Origin of the sequence: Bacillus sp. V2I10 (genome assembly GCF_030817055.1) — a bacterium.
GTDB lineage: Bacteria > Bacillota > Bacilli > Bacillales > Bacillaceae > Bacillus_P.
In genome coordinates this window covers 584,772-601,671 of the sequence record NZ_JAUSYV010000001.1, presented here as the reverse complement: position 1 = coordinate 601,671, position 16,900 = coordinate 584,772, and the positions used below count along the sequence as shown (strand labels likewise).

Sequence of the window (16,900 nt, the reverse complement as noted above, 5' to 3'; positions counted from 1 at the left end):
TCAATAATCAGTATATATCTCTTAATCTCTATATAGGAACTTGAATGATTTTTTATCAAACAGTTACTTCTGTTTTTGTGTTGTCCCAAGCATTTCTGAAAACATTCAGACCATAATCTGTAAATGCATGATCAAAACTGCTTTTGTACACATCAAATCCGCATGTGACAATATTCGCTCCCGCTTTTGCAGCATCAACAATCTGTTTGCCATTACGTAAAGCGGCTACAATAATTTCTGTCTCAAATCCGTAAGTTTTATAGATATTCACGATATCCTGGATGTACTGGGCCGTATCTTCCCCGCTATTTTCTTTCCAGCCTACAAACGGAGAAACGAATGTGGCTCCTATTCTAGCTGTCTGGATCGCCTGAGAAGGAGAAAACACCAGTGTAACATTTGTTAGAATGCCTTCTTTTTTTAATTCTTTTGCTGCGATCAATCCAGGTTCGGTGCAAGGAATTTTCACTACAAAGTTAGAGGAACGGGCTGCAATTTTTTTGCCTTCAGTGACCATTTCTCTCGCATTGTCTAAATGTGGATTAATCTCAACTGAAATGGGAAAGTTTATTATTTCGCCAAATTCACCTGCAAGTTCATCTACAATGGTTAAGAATGATTTCCCGCTGTTCATAATGTGTTTAGGATTTGTTGTAACGCCATCAATGGCCCAATTTTCATATGCGTACTTGATTTCCTTTGTAATAGCACTGTCTAAAAAATATTTCATTATACCCTCTCCTTTTGTTATGATGTTTTTTATATTTATCATAACATAGTTATCTTTAAATATAAGTAGTTACCTTTAACTCTATAATATGAAACCGGATTCAATTAATCAAGTCTTTTCTTAAAAAGGATAGAAATTCTGAAATAATTTAGAAGTAAATGAAAAAACACTTTATAGTAAAAAAGAAAGCGCAGGAAAAACCTTCCCTGCGCTCCCCTCTTAATTTCGAGCCGTAAACTGCGTCACAAACGGCTCAACATTCGCCACTTGTGCTCCCTGGTAGTAGTGGCTGACAATGTCTTTGTATTTTTTTCCGTCCTGCGCCATGAAATTGGCTCCGTATTGGCTCATGCCGACGCCGTGGCCAAAGCCTTTTGTGGTGATGAGGACTTGATCACCTTTAAGCTGCCATGTGAAGTCGCTTGAGCGGAGGCCTAGCTTTTCACGGATTTCTCGGCCTTTCAGTTTTTTCCCGTTGATGTCGACTTGAGCTACTCGTTTGCCTGAGGTACGTTCAATGACTTTCCCTACTTCACCGTCTGAATCGAGTTTCACACCAAGTTTTTTCTCGAAATCGCTCACTTTGATGGCGATTTGGTCATAGTATTTCGGTGATTTTTCGTCCCATGGACTTTCCACGCTCTTTAAATAAGGCAGGGATGCTGGCCAATAGTCTTCGGAGTTTTCGGTGTATCCGTTGCTGGTTGAGAAAAAGGAGGCTTCGATCGGTTTGTTTTCATATGTTAAGATTTGTCCTTGTGTAGTTGCGACTGCATTGTACACCTTTTTGATTTTCCAATCATAATCCTTGCCCCATTGCCTTTTCAGCTCTGCATCACTTTTGAAAACCTGATGAGCTGTCGTGTCACTGACGACTGCACCTGTTGGAACACTTATCGTTTTTTCGCTCATTAATTGCTTTACAATATAAGTCCGGGCTGCCAGTGCCTGGGCTTTCAGCGCTTCGTCTTCAAAATCTGCAGGCATTTCTGAGGCAACGACACCAATGACGTATTCTTCTAATGGAATGTTCTCGATTTTTTCCGAACCGCTGCGATAGACCGGTACATCAATAATTGATTTGGCAAGCATGATTTGTTCATCCTTTTTGGCTTGAAGGTCTTCTGATAGTTCACCTTTGGCCTGGTTCATAAAAGGTGCGACTAACAATGTCGGGATCATTAATATGATGAGAAATAATCCGGCAAGAACTAAAAGTATTGGTTTCAAAGATTTCATCTAGGAGCCTCCATATCCGATATGTCGTTTACCGTCTCTACTCAATACTATGGAGGTGGACAACCATTTATGACTGAAAAACTCTTAAATCTGAAGTATTCCCTTTTGCTTCCACTGTCTATTTCTACATATTCCGCCGATTTCCTTCGACAATTTGCACGTGTTTTGAATAAGCTAAAATGATTTTTATTAAAATGATTCCTGCTAATGCCCCTGTCAGGTCGTAGATCATATCCACAATCCTGCCGCTGCGCATAGCAAATAGCTGAAGGATTTCTGAGGATACAGCGAGAAATACTGCCCATAAAATCGCTGTACGCATCCGGTACATATAAGTCATGATAAGCGTAAAAAAGAAAAAGAAAAAGGCGTGTCCAATTTTTGTGACAACATAAAACTTACTGTGCAGGGCTATATCATGATAGAGAAACAAGTCGGAAAAATCGGGGTCTCTCCGAATGGTGAGACCGATATAATCTCCCGTCAGCAAAGACAGTAAATCACTCGTAAACGAGAACAATGAAAATGCGATAATCAAAAATAATGCCGTTAAGAATTTCATGAAAACCCTCCTTCGCATTCATCGTCGTCAATTGCTGGGTATTTTATGCAAAAACATGATATCTGATGTATAAATCATAGTAGAAACAGCAACACTAATAAAGTATTTTTCTTTTGGACAATATAAAAAGAAGCTGGAATCCGAGGACTCCAACTTCTTTAGATGTACGTATGTTTAAGCGTTCATGTCGCTTACAGCCTGCTCGGATTTAATCGTGGTTTCTTCAGTGATGCGTTCGATGTCAGCACCGATTGCAGCAAGTTTGCCGTGGAAGTCAACGTATCCGCGGTCAACGTGCTTAAGCTCAGTTACACGTGTGTAGCCGTCTGCAACTAAACCTGCAAGAACAAGTGCTGCACCAGCGCGCAAGTCTGTTGCTGCCACTTCTGCACCTTGCATATTAACTGGACCATTAATGATAACAGAACGGCCCTCAATTTTAATATCCCCATTCATGCGGCGGAATTCTTCCACGTGCATGAAACGGTTTTCGAAAACAGTTTCCGTGATCATAGAAGTTCCTTCAGCTTTCAACAGCAATGCCATCATTTGAGATTGCATATCTGTCGGGAAACCTGGATGCGGCATTGTTTTGATGTCAATGGATTTCAATTTTTCTGGTCCGATGACACGAAGTCCATCTTCTTCTTCAGAAATCTGAACACCCATTTCTTCCATTTTCGCGATCAAAGAAGTTAAGTGTTCCGGCACAGCTCCGCGAACCAATACATTTCCGCCTGTAATAGCTGCTGCAACCATGAAAGTTCCAGCTTCAATGCGGTCAGGAATGATATGATGCTTAACGCCTTTAAGTGTTTCTACACCTTCAATGCGAATCGTGCCAGTTCCGGCTCCGCGCACTTTGCCGCCCATTGCATTAATGTAATTGGCAAGGTCAACGATTTCCGGTTCTTTTGCTACGTTCTCAAGGACAGTTGTGCCTTCTGCAAGAGCCGCAGCCATAATAATATTTTCAGTTGCTCCAACGCTTGGGAAATCCAAGTAGATTTTTGCCCCGCGAAGTCTTCCAGAGACTTCAGCGTCGATAAATCCGTTCCCAACCTTAATGGTAGCTCCCATTGCTTCGAAGCCTTTTAAATGTTGATCAATTGGACGTGATCCAATCGCACAGCCGCCTGGCAATGCCACACGTGCACGGCCATTTCTGGCAAGTAATGGACCCATAACTAAAACAGAAGCACGCATTTTGCGTACATATTCGAAAGGAGCTTCCATATTTAGCTCTTTAGATGCATCTACAAACACTTGGTTATTTTCAAAGTGTACTTCTGCACCTAAATGGCGCAGCACTTCATTGATTGTATACACATCGGAGAGCGTAGGCACATCACAAATTATGCTTTTTTGTTCACTGGCTAATAAAGATGCAGCGATTACTGGTAAAACGGCATTTTTAGCACCTTCTACTTTAACAGTACCGTTTAACTTACGACCGCCGCGGACGATGATTTTTTCCAAGGTCTTCCCCTCCGCGTCCCAATTTCTATATATTAATATTCAGACGTTATGATTGGTGTTCCTACTGTTACGCTAGTATTACTGCCCAATCCTGCGCCTCTGAGCGCAATTTGAATATTCATGCTGCCTTCATCTGTTGGAATCAGGTGATCCCAATCTGACGTACGTGCGGACACAGATATGAACGAATCTTCTTTAAGCTGTTCAACTGGCACCGCGTTAAATTGTTTAAGCAAACCATTTACCTTCAATTGCAAAACACTACTCATCTTATCATCAAGCTGTCCATTTACACAAGTGAAAATTGTAGGATTTTCATGAAAAATGTCGAAGCTACGAGCCTGCGCATACTCATGTAGCTGAATCCAATTTTTCCCTGAACCTTCCCCGCTGAGCTCATACAAGATATACGATTGTTTTTGTCCGTTTGTGTCGGTTGACTGAATTTGAAGCTTTTCTGTAAATCCCATCTTCTTGTTAAAAAAGATTCCCGATGCTTTATGTAGCTTGCCATCCACACTTTCATTCGACCACTTATAATGACGAAACTGAGTTTGTAAAAGTTTCGTTAATTCTTCAAAAGACTGATTCTCTTCTGAAATCATTTCCTTTGAAAATAAAGACCACTTTTTAACATCAATTCCCTGTGCTTCCATGCCTTCTACAATGGTTCCAAGTTCAGCTTCCTTCTTGTCAGACCCAATAGCTTGTGCAACAACCGCACCTGTAAGAAATAATAAAAAGATAATAATTGCCAGACTGACTTTTTTCATCGTAACCCACGTCCTCTCCTTAGTAACATTGTTACCGTTTGAGAGGGGCGTATACGTGGAAAAAGTCGTCATTGTTAGACAATTCTCAAGCTGTCCTGTGGTAATCTGCAGGTCATATTCCCCTGTTCATTATTAGTTAAACGTTAATAAGAAAAGCGGAATCGCCAATGCCCGATCAGACAGATAAGGATCCGACAAAAAAGGCAGGGTTTGACTTTTTTGGCGCAGCCGCTCTGGTCGAGGATCTGGGCGCTGCAGATCTACATCAATGCGCAAAAACAATTTATAACTTCCTTTAATTTAAAAAGCTGATGCCTTTTGCTGACTGAAAAGTTCGTTAAAATAAAAAAGGCAGCTGGCGGGACCATATTAAATAATCAAGAAAAAAGTTGCTTACAGCGCCTGAGATGGCGATCGTAAGCAGGATCAGCAGCGCACGCGCTTGCATGACTTTTCCTTTTTTCATGGCTTTTTCAATATGCAGCGCCTGCAGTGCCCACCATGTAACCGGAATGAATACAAGATGTGACAAAAGGCCAAGTAATGCTTGCTGATTAAAATCAAGCATAGGTTTTAACAACTCCTATATGTAGCTATTCTTATAGCAAGCATAGCACTTTTTACGAAAACAAAAAAAGAAGAGGCTTTTACACCTCTTCCATTATATAAAATTCTGCTGGCACTTTGATGTTTTTTTTGTAAAGATTAGTGGCAAATTTATGAAATATTTAAGTTTAGAAAATCAAAGGCCGCACCTGGGAAAATTCCAAGCAGCACGGTTGCAATCATACAGATGACCGTCACGATCAGAAGCGGCGCACTCCATTTAAATGGCTCCTCGGTTTCTTTTTTCCTGAAAAAGACCTGTGTGAGAATGCCGAAGTAATAAAAGTACGAGACAACGGTTGTCGCAATCATGATGGATGCAAGAACGATCTGCGGCGTGCTGTTGGTAAATGCATTCATGAAGATGGTTATTTTCCCGATAAAGCCTGCCGTACCAGGGAATCCTGCAAGCGATAAGAAAAAGATGGCGACGGCGATTGCCGCAAGCGGTGAACGGTGATACAGACCGGCAAAGGCTGAGACATCCTCTGAACCTGTTTTTCTTCCGACTGCCTGGACTATCGCAAAAGCGCCGAGATTCATGATGACGTACGATAATAAATAGAACCAGATGGCGTCAAAGTAAAAGTATCCGCCGAAGGTTACGAAACCGACAAGCACATATCCAGCATGTGCAATGGACGAATAGGCAAGCAGGCGTTTGATGTTTTTCTGCCTCAGGGCGACTGTATTGCCGACAATCATCGTAATCGCAGCTAAGATGGCAATAAAGCCTTGATAGATCACCAGTATCGACTCCATGCCGTCTTCTTCCGGAATGTTGCCAAAGACAGACAGACATAATCTCAGGATGATAATAAACCCGGCTGTTTTTGAAACGGCACTCAGAAAAGCTGTGACAGGTGTCGGTGCCCCTTCGTATACATCCGGTGCCCACATGTGAAAAGGAACCGTTGCGATCTTAAAGGATAAACCGACAAAAATGAGCAGGAAAGAAATTCCTGCGATATAGAGATAGCCTGATTCTGTCAAGGCATTCAGCTGCGGAATCATTTCTGTCAGGCTTGTTGTGCCAGTCAGACCGTAGATATAGCTCATCCCGAATAACGTAATGGCCGTTGAGATCCCGCCGTTAATCACATATTTCAGGGCTGATTCATTTGATTGCAGATTTTTTTTGCGTAAGCCAGCAAGTATATAAGAAGAAATGGACAGCAGCTCAAGCCCGACAAATAAGGTGATTAAATCCCGGCTTGATGCCATCATCATGGCTCCTAGAAGTGCAGCAAGCAGCAAGTAATAGAATTCTCCCCGTTCCTTCAAGCCTTCCTGAGGTTCATAATCGATTGCCAGCAGGAAAATAATTGCTGCTCCAAGAAGTAAAATGAATTTGAACGCTTTTGCAAAGGAATCCAGTACAAAGGTGTCATAAAGAATGACTGCGTCCTTTGCGCCGATCATAAAAGCAAGACTTATTACGGCGGCCGCAATACCGGCGAAACCTATCCATCCGAGCCATTTACGGTTTTTTCCATTATCCATAAAAAGATCAATAATAGACAGCAGCAGTGCCGTCCCGAGAATGATGAACTCCGGTGTCATGACACTCCATTTATAGCTGAGCAAGGTTTCCATATCCATTGTTCATCACCCTCCTATCCCTTTCATGATGGTCTCAATTGTCAGCTGCAATGGAATGGAAAGTCCATTCGGATAGACGCCAATCAAAATAATGAAAAACAGCAGCACGATGACCGGGATAATCTCATACCACTTCATATCAACATGCACATGCTCTGATTTTTTTTCGGTTCCAAAGGTGATCGAAAGCACAGCTCTCAAAAGATAAGCAGCGGTTAAAATGATGCCGATTGCCCCGATTGCCCCAAGCTCCGGATGCTGATCGAAGACCCCCATGAACGCCGTCAGTTCACTGATAAAACCGGACATTCCCGGCAATCCAAGTGAAGCCATTGCGCCAGCCAATAAAAAGCCTGCAGCAAGCGGCATAGCTTTCGATAAGCCTGAAAGCTGATCCAATTGAGTTGTTTGAGTTCGTTCAATTAACACTCCCACTAAGAAGAACAGAAGCGCAGAAATTAGTCCGTGTGAAACGACCTGAAAGATCGCACCCTGTATACCAGCTTCATTTAGTGCACCAAGTCCGATGAGCACGATGCCCATATGTGAAATACTCGAATAGGCAAGCACCATTCTGAATTCATTTTGAATGAGCGCCAGAAAGGCCCCATACAGCAGATTCACAAGCCCAAGCACGATTAAAATGGTGCTTAGTTTTGAAAATTCATCCGGGAATAAGCCAAGACCGAATTTAATCAAACCGAATGCCCCTATTTTCAGAAGAATTCCTGAATGAAGCATGACAATGGGCGGCGGAGCCTGAACATGCACTCTCAGCATCCACGTATGCAGCGGAAAAATTGGAAGCTTTACTCCAAATGCAACAATTAGGGCAATCAGCAATCCAAGCTTAAAATCCTCTGAGATTGCCCCGATCAGCTGAACATCAGGCGTATTCAGCATTTGGCTCAGCAGGGCAATATTTGTTGTCCCTGTTTTTGAAAAGAGCAGGATGATCACAATCAGCAAGATTGCCGACCCAAATCCGTTATAAAGCAAAAATTGATACGCTGCTTTTTCACGGGCCATGAAGCCCCATTTTCCAATAAGGAAGAACATCGGAATCAGCGTAATTTCAAAAAAGATGAAGAAAAGAATTAAATTCTGGGCCATGAAGACACCGAGCATGCCGACTTCAAGAAGGAGCAGCAGCATAAAATAGCTTTTCCAGTCCTTCTTAATGGAAACAGAGGCCGCTGCAGCGAGAGCCGCAAGAATCGATGTGAGCAGAACCATAATCAGCGAAAAGCCGTCCAGCGCAAGCTCATAATCAACTGTAAACACGCCAGGCTGCATGTCATGGTATTGTCCAAACGCAAGCCATTCGTGTTTCTCGGCAAATCGCGCGAGATCATTGCCTATCTGATATTGTGCAAACACGATTCCAGATAAAAGGACGGAAGGCAAGGTCGCCAGAAACCCGACAAGTTTTAACGATGTTTCCTGATCTTTTTTCATAAAAGCAAGAACGATGATTCCAAGTATAGGCGAGAAAACAAGGGCCGTAAGCAGAATGGATGTCATAAGAAGCCCCCCCCTGTCACTGCATATAGAACAAGTAAAATAGCGAGTCCGACAAAGGCAACGGTTCCATACATCTGTACCTGCCCGTTCTGCATTTTCGATCCCAAGGCTCCTGCTGACCGGACAATCCCTGCCACTCCTTTTACAGCACCCTCAACCAGGAATTTTTCGAGGTACTTGCAGAAGACGCTGATTGTGTTCGTGAGCCAGACGATCGTCATTCCATAGAGTTCATCAATGAAATATTTGTTTTTAAGCACTGAATGAATCATTGGCACCCGCGATCTTATTTTTTCAGGAGAGATGGATTGTTTACTGTACATCATGTAAGCAAGCAAGATGCCAAGCAGAGAGACAGCGGTTGCTGCGAACATAATCCATATTGGTCCTTCAATGTGTCCGTGCCCAAGCTGCGGCGAACCTTCCGTCAGCCAGTCTCCAAGAAATGTGCCGAACCAGGGAGTGTTGCTGTAGCCTGAGAAAATGGCGAGCACGGCAAGGATACTCATTGGAATCAGCATATTGGCCGAGGATTCTTTTACACCTGAAAGCTCTGTTTTCGCTCGTCCGGTGAAAACGAGAAAGAAGAGCCGGAACATATAAAAGGCTGTGAAGAAGGCGGCAATGAGTGCCAGCCAGAAAAGGACAGGATTTCCATGTGTCCACGCTGTAATCAGGATTTCATCTTTACTGAAAAATCCTGAGAAGAGCGGGACTCCGCTTATAGCAAGCGTCCCGATCAGAAACAGCGGTCCCGTGAACTTCAGCTTTTTCAACAAGCCGCCCATCTCATCAATGTTTTGTGTATGAACAGCATGAATCACACTGCCCGCAGCGAGAAACAGCAGGGCTTTAAAAAAGGCATGTGTCATTAAATGAAAAACACCCGCGACATAGCCTGCGGAACCAAGCGCAAGCATCATGTAGCCAAGCTGACTGACAGTAGAATACGCAAGCACGCGTTTGATATCTTTTTGCACAAGTCCGATGCTTGCAGCAAAAATAGCCGTGAAGGCTCCAATTGTTGCGACAACCAGGAGGGCCGTTTCACTTGCGGCAAATAGCGGATACATGAGGGCTACTAAATAAACACCGGCCGCTACCATTGTCGCCGCATGAATAAGGGCAGAAACAGGCGTCGGACCTTCCATCGCATCCGGAAGCCAGGAATGGAGCGGAAACTGACCTGATTTTCCAATCGCCCCGATAAAGATTAAAAGACTGATCAGGGTAATCAAATCAAGCGGCACCTTGCCATCTGCGACGCTTGCAAAGATCTGGTCATATTCGAAGCTGCCAGCCTGCCAAAAGAGCAGGAGCATGCCGATGAACAGACCGACATCCCCGATTCTGGTCATGATAAAGGCTTTTTTTGCAGCTGCTTTTGCTTCTTCTTTATAAAAATAGAAACCGATCAATAAGAATGATCCGACTCCGACGAGTTCCCAGAAGATATAGAGCTGAAGCAGGTTTGTCGTCATAACAAGTCCGAGCATGCTGAAGGTAAATAAACCGAGATACGCATAAAAAACAGGAAAGCGTTCGTCTCCATTCATATATCCTTTTGAATAAATATGTACAGCCAAGCTTACAAGCGAAACGATCACAAGCATTAAGGCATTTAATTGATTGATTTCAAAGCCCGCTGTCAGCTCAAAATCGCCAATTGTGAGCCACACGGTTTCCGCTTTAAAGGTTGGCTGTGTAAACCGCTCGAACAATACAGCGAGTGAGCCCGCAAATGCGAAAAGCATAAGAGTGCTACCGACATAGGCGCTGCTCTCCCTCAGACGTTTGCCGAACAGGAGCAGCACGAGGAATGAGACAAGCGGGAACAGCGGGATCATCCAGGCATATGGCATCATTGTATTCCATCCCCTTCTTGTTTAGAGGTTTTAGTGCTTCATAGAATGATAGTCGTCAATATTGACAGATCTCCGGTTGCGGTACAGGGCAAATAGGATGGCAAGTCCAACAGCTGCCTCTGCTGCTGCGATCGTGATCGTAAAAAGAGAAAAAACCTGTCCGGTAATATCCGGAACAACGCCGTATTTGCTGAAGGCAACCAGATTAATGTTGGCAGCATTCAGCATAAGCTCGATCGAAATAAGCACGATGACCGTATTACGTTTCGTAAGGGCTCCGTACAGACCGATGCAAAACAGAATCAGCGCAAGAACAAGAAAGGCGGATAATGGAATCGAGCTCATTTTTTGTCCTCCTCCTTCTTCTCGTCTTTTTTCGCCAGTATGATGGCCCCAACCAGTGCGACAAGCAATAGAACGGATGTAAGCTCAAATGGAATGACAAAATGTGAATAAAGGGAGATTCCGATTTGCTCCGTATTTTTCACATGCAGATTGGCAGTCGGCTCACCGAGCTTGAGATCATAGATTCCAAGATACATAACGAGCGCAAACGCAGCGATACCAAGAAGTGTAATGAGCTTTCTTCCGTTGCCCGCTGTGGATTGCTCCTCGTCCTCATGACGCGTGAGCATAATGCCAAACAGCATGATGATCGTAATTGCACCCGAGTAGATTAAGATTTGGACAGCTGCGACAAATTCGGCGGAGAGAAGAACATATAAACCGGCAATACTCACGAACGTAAACACCAGCGATACGACCATATGAACCACTTTTGTCACATTCAGCATGAGAATGCCGCCCCCGATTGCCACCATTGCGAGTCCGACAAAGGCTACATACTCTCCGGTTATACTCACACCTTATTCTCCTCCCTGATGTTCTCATCATTTTCATCCAGCCACTCGAGATTTTTAAAAAGCTGATCGCGGCTGTACTCCGCAAGCTCAAAGTTATTCGTCATAACGATTGCCTCTGTCGGGCAAACCTCTGTACAGAGATCGCACAAGATGCAAATTTCAAAGTTGATATCATACGTATCAATGATTTTCCCTTTTTTCGCCGGATCCGGATGCTTCTTGCCTGTCAGCTCGATGCAATCCGTCGGACAGATATTCGCACACTGATTGCAGACAATGCACTTTTCCGGATAAAACTTCTGAATGCCCCGGAACCTGTCAGGCAGCGCCAGTGCATCGTTCGGGTAATCATACGTCACTTTTTTCTTCGTCAAGTTGTTCAGGGTATACGTTAAACCTTTTGCTAAGCCTCGCATGCTCTCACCCCTTGATTTTGTGAGGATCCTGCCGGTGTGCCGGCTTTAGGCCGGGCTGCGGCGGGTGTTTCCTGCTTTTACTTGCCGATTAAGGCTGAATACTGTCCAGAATGCTTCTTTTACTAGCCAAAATTCGGGATTTACTTGCCAGATTGTTGAATTTACTTTCTTTTTTCCAGTGATCTCCTAAATCAGCGGATAATTATCGAAGACGGTATTGGGTTTTTATCTTTAAGATTCACTCTGAATTAGGGTTTGGCTAAGATTTCACAGTTTACTCGCCAATTTTGCCTAAATACTTGCCGGAATGCCTCTTTTACTAGCCAAAATCCTTGATTTATTTGCCGAACTGGCGAATTCACTTTCTATTTTCCAGCCGTTTCCTACTTAAAGAAAATCTCCTTCACAATCGCCGTTATGAAAATATTCGCGAGTGCGACCGGGAGCAGCACTTTCCATCCGAATTCCATCAGCTGATCAGCGCGGATCCGCGGGAATGTGACTCGGAACCAGATGAGTGTGAAGATGACCACACTGAATTTGAGGCCGAACCAGATTGCGCCAGGGATGAAATCAAGAAATGCAACTGGATGCCAGCCGCCTAAAAATAAAACGGTTGTTAAGGAAGCCATTGCGAAAAAATACACATATTCCGACAGCATGAAAAATGCCCAGCGGAAGCCGGAGTACTCGACATGATAACCGGCAACAAGCTCTGATTCTGCTTCAGGCAAGTCAAACGGGGTCCTGTTTAACTCTGCCACCGATGCAATTAGGAAAATGAGAAACCCGATCGGCTGGAGAAAAATAAACCAGACGTCCTCTTGTGCGTCTACAATCGTATTTAAGTTCAGGCTCCCGGATAACAGGACAACCCCGATGACCGACATGACAAGCGGGATTTCATAGGAAATCATTTGCGCCGCTGCGCGCATCCCGCCGAGCAGAGAGTATTTGTTATTCGAAGCCCAGCCTCCTGTTACAATGCCAATCGTCGTTAAACCCGATATGGCGATGTAAAAAAGCAGGCCGACACCTAAATCTGCAAACTGGAATGCGTCAGTAAACGGAATCGTTGATAGAACGATAAACGCCGGAGCAAAAGCGATGACAGGAGCAAGAATAAACAGCGGCCTGTCAGCAAGCTTCGGAATCGTGTCTTCTTTTAACAGAAGCTTTAAAACATCTGCCACTGTCTGCAGCAGACCCCATTTGCCCCCTACCTGGTTAGGGCCGATCCGTCCCTGCATAAATCCCATAACTTTGCGCTCTGCAAGAATCCCGTAGGTGACGAAACCAAGGACGACGAACAGAAAAGCTGTTGCAAGCCCAAAGAATATCGCAAAGTTGCCTATGCCCGGCGATGATTGAAGCAAGCCTTCCACCATTATCCGTCCACCTCCCCAAGGACAATGTCAATGGCCCCGAGAATGGTAATGAGGTTTGCCATGTTTTCTCCTTCCAAAAGCTTTGGCAGGATCTGAAGATTGTAAAAGGAAGGACGCCTGAACTTCAGACGGTATGGCTCTTTTTTTCCTTCACTTGCAATGTAGCAGCCGATTTCACCTCGTGGAGATTCAATCCGTACATACGCCTCTCCTTTTGGTGCTTTAATGATTTTCGGCACTTTTGCGATAATTGGTCCCTCAGCCGGGAATTGTTCAACAGCCTGCTCTAGTATTTTCAAGGATTCCTCAATCTCTTCCATTCGGCATTCATAACGTGCGAAAGCATCACCTTTTGTCCGAACTGGCACGTCAAAATCAAATCGGTCGTAAATTGAGTATGGTTCATCCTTTCGAAGGTCCCATTTCACGCCTGTACAGCGCAGATTTGCCCCGCTTAAAGAGTAGGCAAGCGCCTCTTCTTTTGTGTAAATGCCGACCCCTTTTACACGATTTAAGAAGATTTCATTTCCTGACACGAGATCATGATAGCCCTTCAGCTGCTCTCTCATATAAGGAATGAAATCTGCAACCTTTTCAATCCAGCCCTCAGGCGCATCCCACTTTACGCCGCCGACCCTCATGTAATTGAAGGTAAGCCTCGCTCCTGAAAGCTCCGTCAGCAAATTAATAATCATTTCCCGCTCGCGGAAGGCATATAAAAATGGACTTACTGCTCCAATATCAAGCAAATAGGTGCCCCACCAGACGAGGTGGCTTGCAACTCTTCCAAGCTCCATCGCAATCACCCTTAAATACTCGCCACGCTCCGGAACCTGAATGCCTGTCATCGTTTCCACAGCATGACAGATGACATAATTGTTCGTCATGGCAGAAAGATAATCCATACGGTCTGTATAAGGAATGATTTGTGTGTATTGAAGGTTTTCTGCAAGCTTTTCGGTGCCTCTATGTAAATAGCCGATAACCGGTGTAGCTTCTTTAATGATTTCTCCGTCAATCTTGATCACAAGCCGGAACACGCCATGTGTGCTAGGATGCTGCGGTCCGACATTCAGGAGCATTTCTTCTGTCCGTATCAAAAGCTACACCTCCACATCATAGGGTTCATAATCTTTGCGAAGAGGATGGCCGACCCAATCATCCGGCATCATAATTCTTGTCAGGTTCGGGTGGCCGGTAAAATGAATGCCAAGCAAATCAAATGCTTCGCGCTCAGGCCAGTCCGCTCCTTTCCAAAGCGGTTCAAGGGAATCAATTACAGGCTTGTCGCGGTCAAGCTTTACTTTCAGCACAACTGTATGGCGATGGACGTAGGAAAAAAGATAAACGTACATTTCCATATGTGTTTCAAAATCAGTGCCATGCAGTTCAGAGACGTAATCAAATGCTAATTCTTCCTGTTCTTTTAAAAACTTGGCGATGGTAAAATAGGATTCTTTCTTTGCAACAAGTGTCGGAGCATCTTTAGACAGCCTATTAATATAGGATTCTTCCAAAACCTCTTTGCCGAGCTGCTCCTCAATTACTTTTACATACTTCTTTAAAGTGGGCTCATTTGGTGAAGGTTCTTCTTGTTGAGGCTGCTCTTCTGGAGTAAGTTTCTTGGCTTTCGCTGCAGCAGCTGCTTTTGCTTTTGCAGCTGCGATGGCCTTTGCCTTTTCTTTAGCCAATTCGTCATCTGAAAGATTTTCACGGGAAGCCTTTGCTTTCGCGGCTGCTGCGGCTTTTGCCTTTGCGACGGCTGCTGCTTTTTGCTTGGCTAAATCATCTGCCGGGGCACCTTCTGATTTTGCTTTTTGCTTTGCGAGGGCTGCCGCCTTTGCTTTTGCAGCTGCAACTGCTTTTTGTTTCGAAAGTGCCAGGTCATCTGCTGATTCGCTGCCGGCCCCCTCCGCTTGCTTCGCTTTCTGTTTTACAAGTGCGGCTGCTTTCGCTTTTGCGGCTGCAACTGCTTTTTGTTTCGCAAGTGCCAGGTCATCTGCTGATTCGCTGCCGGTTCCCTCCGCTTGCTTGGCTTTCTGTTTTGCCATTGCTGCTGCTTTCGCTTTTGCGGCTGCAACTGCTTTTTGTTTCGCAAGTGCCAGGTCATCTGCTGATTCACTGCCGGTTCCCTCCGCTTGCTTGGCTTTCTGTTTTGCCAGTGCGGCGGCTTTCGCTTTTGCGGCTGCAACTGCTTTTTGTTTCGCAAGTGCCAGGTCATCTGCTGATTCGCTGCCGGCCCCCTCCGCTTGCTTGGTTTTCTGTTTTGACAGTGCGGCGGCTTTCGCTTTTGCCGCAGCTGCTGCTTTTTGCTTCGCGAGGTTAGCGTCATCTATCGTTTCATTCGCTTTAGCTTCCTGCGCTTTTTGTTTCGCAAGTGCCGCGGCCTTTGCTTTTGCAAGCCCTGTGCTTTCTGTAGGTATGTTTTCTTGATTTGCCTGCTTTTCAGCCAGCTTTTTCAGGGCAGCTTCCTTTGCTTTTTGAGCGGCTTCACGTTTTAGCTGCTGGATGTCTTTCTCATCGCTCATGGATTATTTCACTCCCTGTTTTCGCCTCATAACGGATTTTTTCTTTCAGCTTGTTAATTCCGTAGATAAGAGCGGCAGGATTAGGAGGACATCCAGGAATGTACACATCAACCGGTACAATCTGGTCGACTCCTTTTACAACTGCGTAGGATTTTATATAAGGACCTCCTGCTGTTGCACAAGAGCCCATGGCAATGACCCATTTCGGTTCAGGCATTTGATCGTAGAGGCGCTTTAGAACCGGAGCCATTTTTTTCGTCACTGTTCCTGATACGATCATGACATCGGACTGGCGGGGTGATGTCCGGAAAAAGGATCCGAAGCGGTCCAAATCGTAGTGGGATGAACCGACACCCATCATTTCAATTGCACAGCAGGCAAGCCCGAAAGTCAGCGGCCACAAGGAATTGCTTCTCGCCCAGCCCTTCAGCTCTTCAAGCGTTGTTAAAAAGACGCTGCGCTTCAGTTCTTCCATTTCATCCTGAGGAATATTCGTTACATTTAAGTCCATTTCAGCACCTTCTTCTTCCATGCGTAGACTAGCCCGATGACGAGCATGATGACAAAAATGAGCATTTCAATGAGAGCAAACACGCCTAACTTCTCATATGCGACTGCCCACGGATATAAAAACACGGTTTCAACGTCAAAAATGACAAACAGGAGACCAAACATATAATAGCGGACATTAAACTGCACGCGTGAATCGTGGTATGGATCAATTCCGCTTTCGTATGTGGTTGCTTTTGCCTCACTCGGTGCGTTCGGCCTCAAAATCCGGCCTATTCCGAGAGCGACAACAGGAAGCAAAATGCCAAGGAGCAGGAAAACGACAACGATTAAGTAATTATTCAAATATACGTTTAGTGATTCCATCCATTTCCCCCGTTATGTTAAAAATAGTAGAATACTCAAAATATTATAAATGTAATCGCTAACATTATAACATCATTATCCAATTCGTGTATATAATCTGAAATGCGGAACCGCCTGTTTAGCTCCGACAGACAGATAAGGATCCGACAGAAAAAGCCGGTTTTGCTTTTACTGGCGGAGCCGTTCTGGCCGAGGAGTTAGGCGGTGGAGCTGGACAATCCGAAATGCGGAACCACCTGTTTAGCTCCGACAGACAGATAAGGATCCGACAGAAAAAGCCGGTTTTGCTTTTACTGGCGAGCCGTTCTGGCCGAGGAGTTAGGCGGTGGAGCTGGACAATCTGAAATGCGGAACCGCCTGTTTAGCTCCGACAGACAGATAAAGATCCGACAGAAAAAGCCGGTTTTACTTTTACTGGCGGAGCCATTCTTATTTTACATATCCAAAAT

18 protein-coding genes are annotated in these 16,900 nt (G+C 44.6%); 1 reads left to right on the top strand and 17 read right to left on the bottom strand.

The window, feature by feature from the left end; genetic code table 11:
* Positions 1–55: 55 nt before the first annotated feature.
* The 5 genes from QFZ72_RS03210 to QFZ72_RS03190 all read right to left on the bottom strand — a co-directional run bounded on the left by QFZ72_RS03210 (position 56) and on the right by QFZ72_RS03190 (position 4,783).
* Complete coding sequence (locus QFZ72_RS03210) at positions 56–730, bottom strand: transaldolase family protein (RefSeq protein ID WP_307429280.1); 675 nt, start codon at positions 728–730, stop codon at positions 56–58.
* A gap of 219 nt (positions 731–949) precedes the next feature.
* Entirely contained in the window at positions 950–1,969 is a 1,020-nt protein-coding gene (gene spoIID, locus QFZ72_RS03205; RefSeq protein ID WP_307429277.1) for a stage II sporulation protein D, read from the bottom strand.
* 124 nt (positions 1,970–2,093) lie between these two features.
* Complete coding sequence (locus QFZ72_RS03200; RefSeq protein WP_307429275.1) at positions 2,094–2,531, bottom strand: VanZ family protein; 438 nt, start codon at positions 2,529–2,531, stop codon at positions 2,094–2,096.
* Between the two features lie 174 nt (positions 2,532–2,705).
* Positions 2,706–4,010: a UDP-N-acetylglucosamine 1-carboxyvinyltransferase gene (murA, locus tag QFZ72_RS03195; RefSeq protein ID WP_307429272.1), complete on the bottom strand. Its 1,305-nt coding sequence runs from the start codon at positions 4,008–4,010 to the stop codon at positions 2,706–2,708.
* Positions 4,011–4,042: 32 nt separating this feature from the next.
* Positions 4,043–4,783, bottom strand: a complete 741-nt coding sequence (locus QFZ72_RS03190) for a YwmB family TATA-box binding protein (RefSeq protein WP_307429269.1) — start codon at positions 4,781–4,783, stop codon at positions 4,043–4,045.
* Between the two features lie 167 nt (positions 4,784–4,950).
* Between QFZ72_RS03190 and QFZ72_RS03185 the strand changes: the two genes are divergently transcribed.
* A complete protein-coding gene (locus QFZ72_RS03185; RefSeq protein ID WP_307429267.1) occupies positions 4,951–5,082 on the top strand; it encodes a hypothetical protein in 132 nt (43 codons plus the stop codon).
* Positions 5,083–5,120: 38 nt separating this feature from the next.
* Here the strand turns inward: QFZ72_RS03185 and QFZ72_RS03180 are convergent, their stop codons facing one another.
* The 12 genes from QFZ72_RS03180 to QFZ72_RS03125 all read right to left on the bottom strand — a co-directional run bounded on the left by QFZ72_RS03180 (position 5,121) and on the right by QFZ72_RS03125 (position 16,451).
* Positions 5,121–5,351 carry a DUF1146 family protein gene (locus QFZ72_RS03180; RefSeq protein WP_070875390.1) on the bottom strand — a complete coding sequence of 77 codons (231 nt, stop codon included), beginning with the start codon at positions 5,349–5,351 and terminating at the stop codon, positions 5,121–5,123.
* Positions 5,352–5,500: 149 nt separating this feature from the next.
* On the bottom strand, positions 5,501–6,991 hold the full coding sequence (gene nuoN, locus QFZ72_RS03175; RefSeq protein WP_307429263.1) for an NADH-quinone oxidoreductase subunit NuoN: 1,491 nt from the start codon (positions 6,989–6,991) through the stop codon (positions 5,501–5,503).
* A gap of 6 nt (positions 6,992–6,997) precedes the next feature.
* Positions 6,998–8,515 (bottom strand): complex I subunit 4 family protein, encoded by a 1,518-nt coding sequence (locus tag QFZ72_RS03170; RefSeq protein WP_307429260.1) that lies wholly within the window; start codon positions 8,513–8,515, stop codon positions 6,998–7,000.
* On the bottom strand, positions 8,512–10,380 hold the full coding sequence (gene nuoL, locus QFZ72_RS03165) for an NADH-quinone oxidoreductase subunit L (RefSeq protein ID WP_307429258.1): 1,869 nt from the start codon (positions 10,378–10,380) through the stop codon (positions 8,512–8,514). Before nuoL ends, QFZ72_RS03170 begins: the two co-directional genes overlap by 4 nt.
* Positions 10,381–10,410: 30 nt before the next feature.
* Positions 10,411–10,725, bottom strand: a complete 315-nt coding sequence (gene nuoK, locus QFZ72_RS03160) for an NADH-quinone oxidoreductase subunit NuoK (RefSeq protein WP_252207697.1) — start codon at positions 10,723–10,725, stop codon at positions 10,411–10,413.
* Positions 10,722–11,237 (bottom strand): NADH-quinone oxidoreductase subunit J, encoded by a 516-nt coding sequence (locus QFZ72_RS03155; protein WP_307439569.1) that lies wholly within the window; start codon positions 11,235–11,237, stop codon positions 10,722–10,724. Before QFZ72_RS03155 ends, nuoK begins: the two co-directional genes overlap by 4 nt.
* Before the next feature lie 2 nt (positions 11,238–11,239).
* Entirely contained in the window at positions 11,240–11,659 is a 420-nt protein-coding gene (nuoI, locus tag QFZ72_RS03150; RefSeq protein WP_070875395.1) for an NADH-quinone oxidoreductase subunit NuoI, read from the bottom strand.
* 383 nt (positions 11,660–12,042) lie between these two features.
* On the bottom strand, positions 12,043–13,047 hold the full coding sequence (nuoH, locus tag QFZ72_RS03145; RefSeq protein ID WP_307429253.1) for an NADH-quinone oxidoreductase subunit NuoH: 1,005 nt from the start codon (positions 13,045–13,047) through the stop codon (positions 12,043–12,045).
* Positions 13,047–14,147, bottom strand: coding sequence for an NADH-quinone oxidoreductase subunit D (locus QFZ72_RS03140; RefSeq protein WP_252202724.1), 1,101 nt, complete (start codon positions 14,145–14,147; stop codon positions 13,047–13,049). Before QFZ72_RS03140 ends, nuoH begins: the two co-directional genes overlap by 1 nt.
* Before the next feature lie 3 nt (positions 14,148–14,150).
* Positions 14,151–15,575: an NADH-quinone oxidoreductase subunit C gene (locus QFZ72_RS03135; RefSeq protein WP_307429250.1), complete on the bottom strand. Its 1,425-nt coding sequence runs from the start codon at positions 15,573–15,575 to the stop codon at positions 14,151–14,153.
* Complete coding sequence (locus QFZ72_RS03130; RefSeq protein ID WP_223438631.1) at positions 15,565–16,086, bottom strand: NuoB/complex I 20 kDa subunit family protein; 522 nt, start codon at positions 16,084–16,086, stop codon at positions 15,565–15,567. Before QFZ72_RS03130 ends, QFZ72_RS03135 begins: the two co-directional genes overlap by 11 nt.
* Positions 16,077–16,451 (bottom strand): NADH-quinone oxidoreductase subunit A, encoded by a 375-nt coding sequence (locus QFZ72_RS03125; RefSeq protein WP_223438632.1) that lies wholly within the window; start codon positions 16,449–16,451, stop codon positions 16,077–16,079. The genes QFZ72_RS03130 and QFZ72_RS03125 overlap by 10 nt, the downstream gene beginning before the upstream one ends.
* Positions 16,452–16,900: the final 449 nt, after the last annotated feature.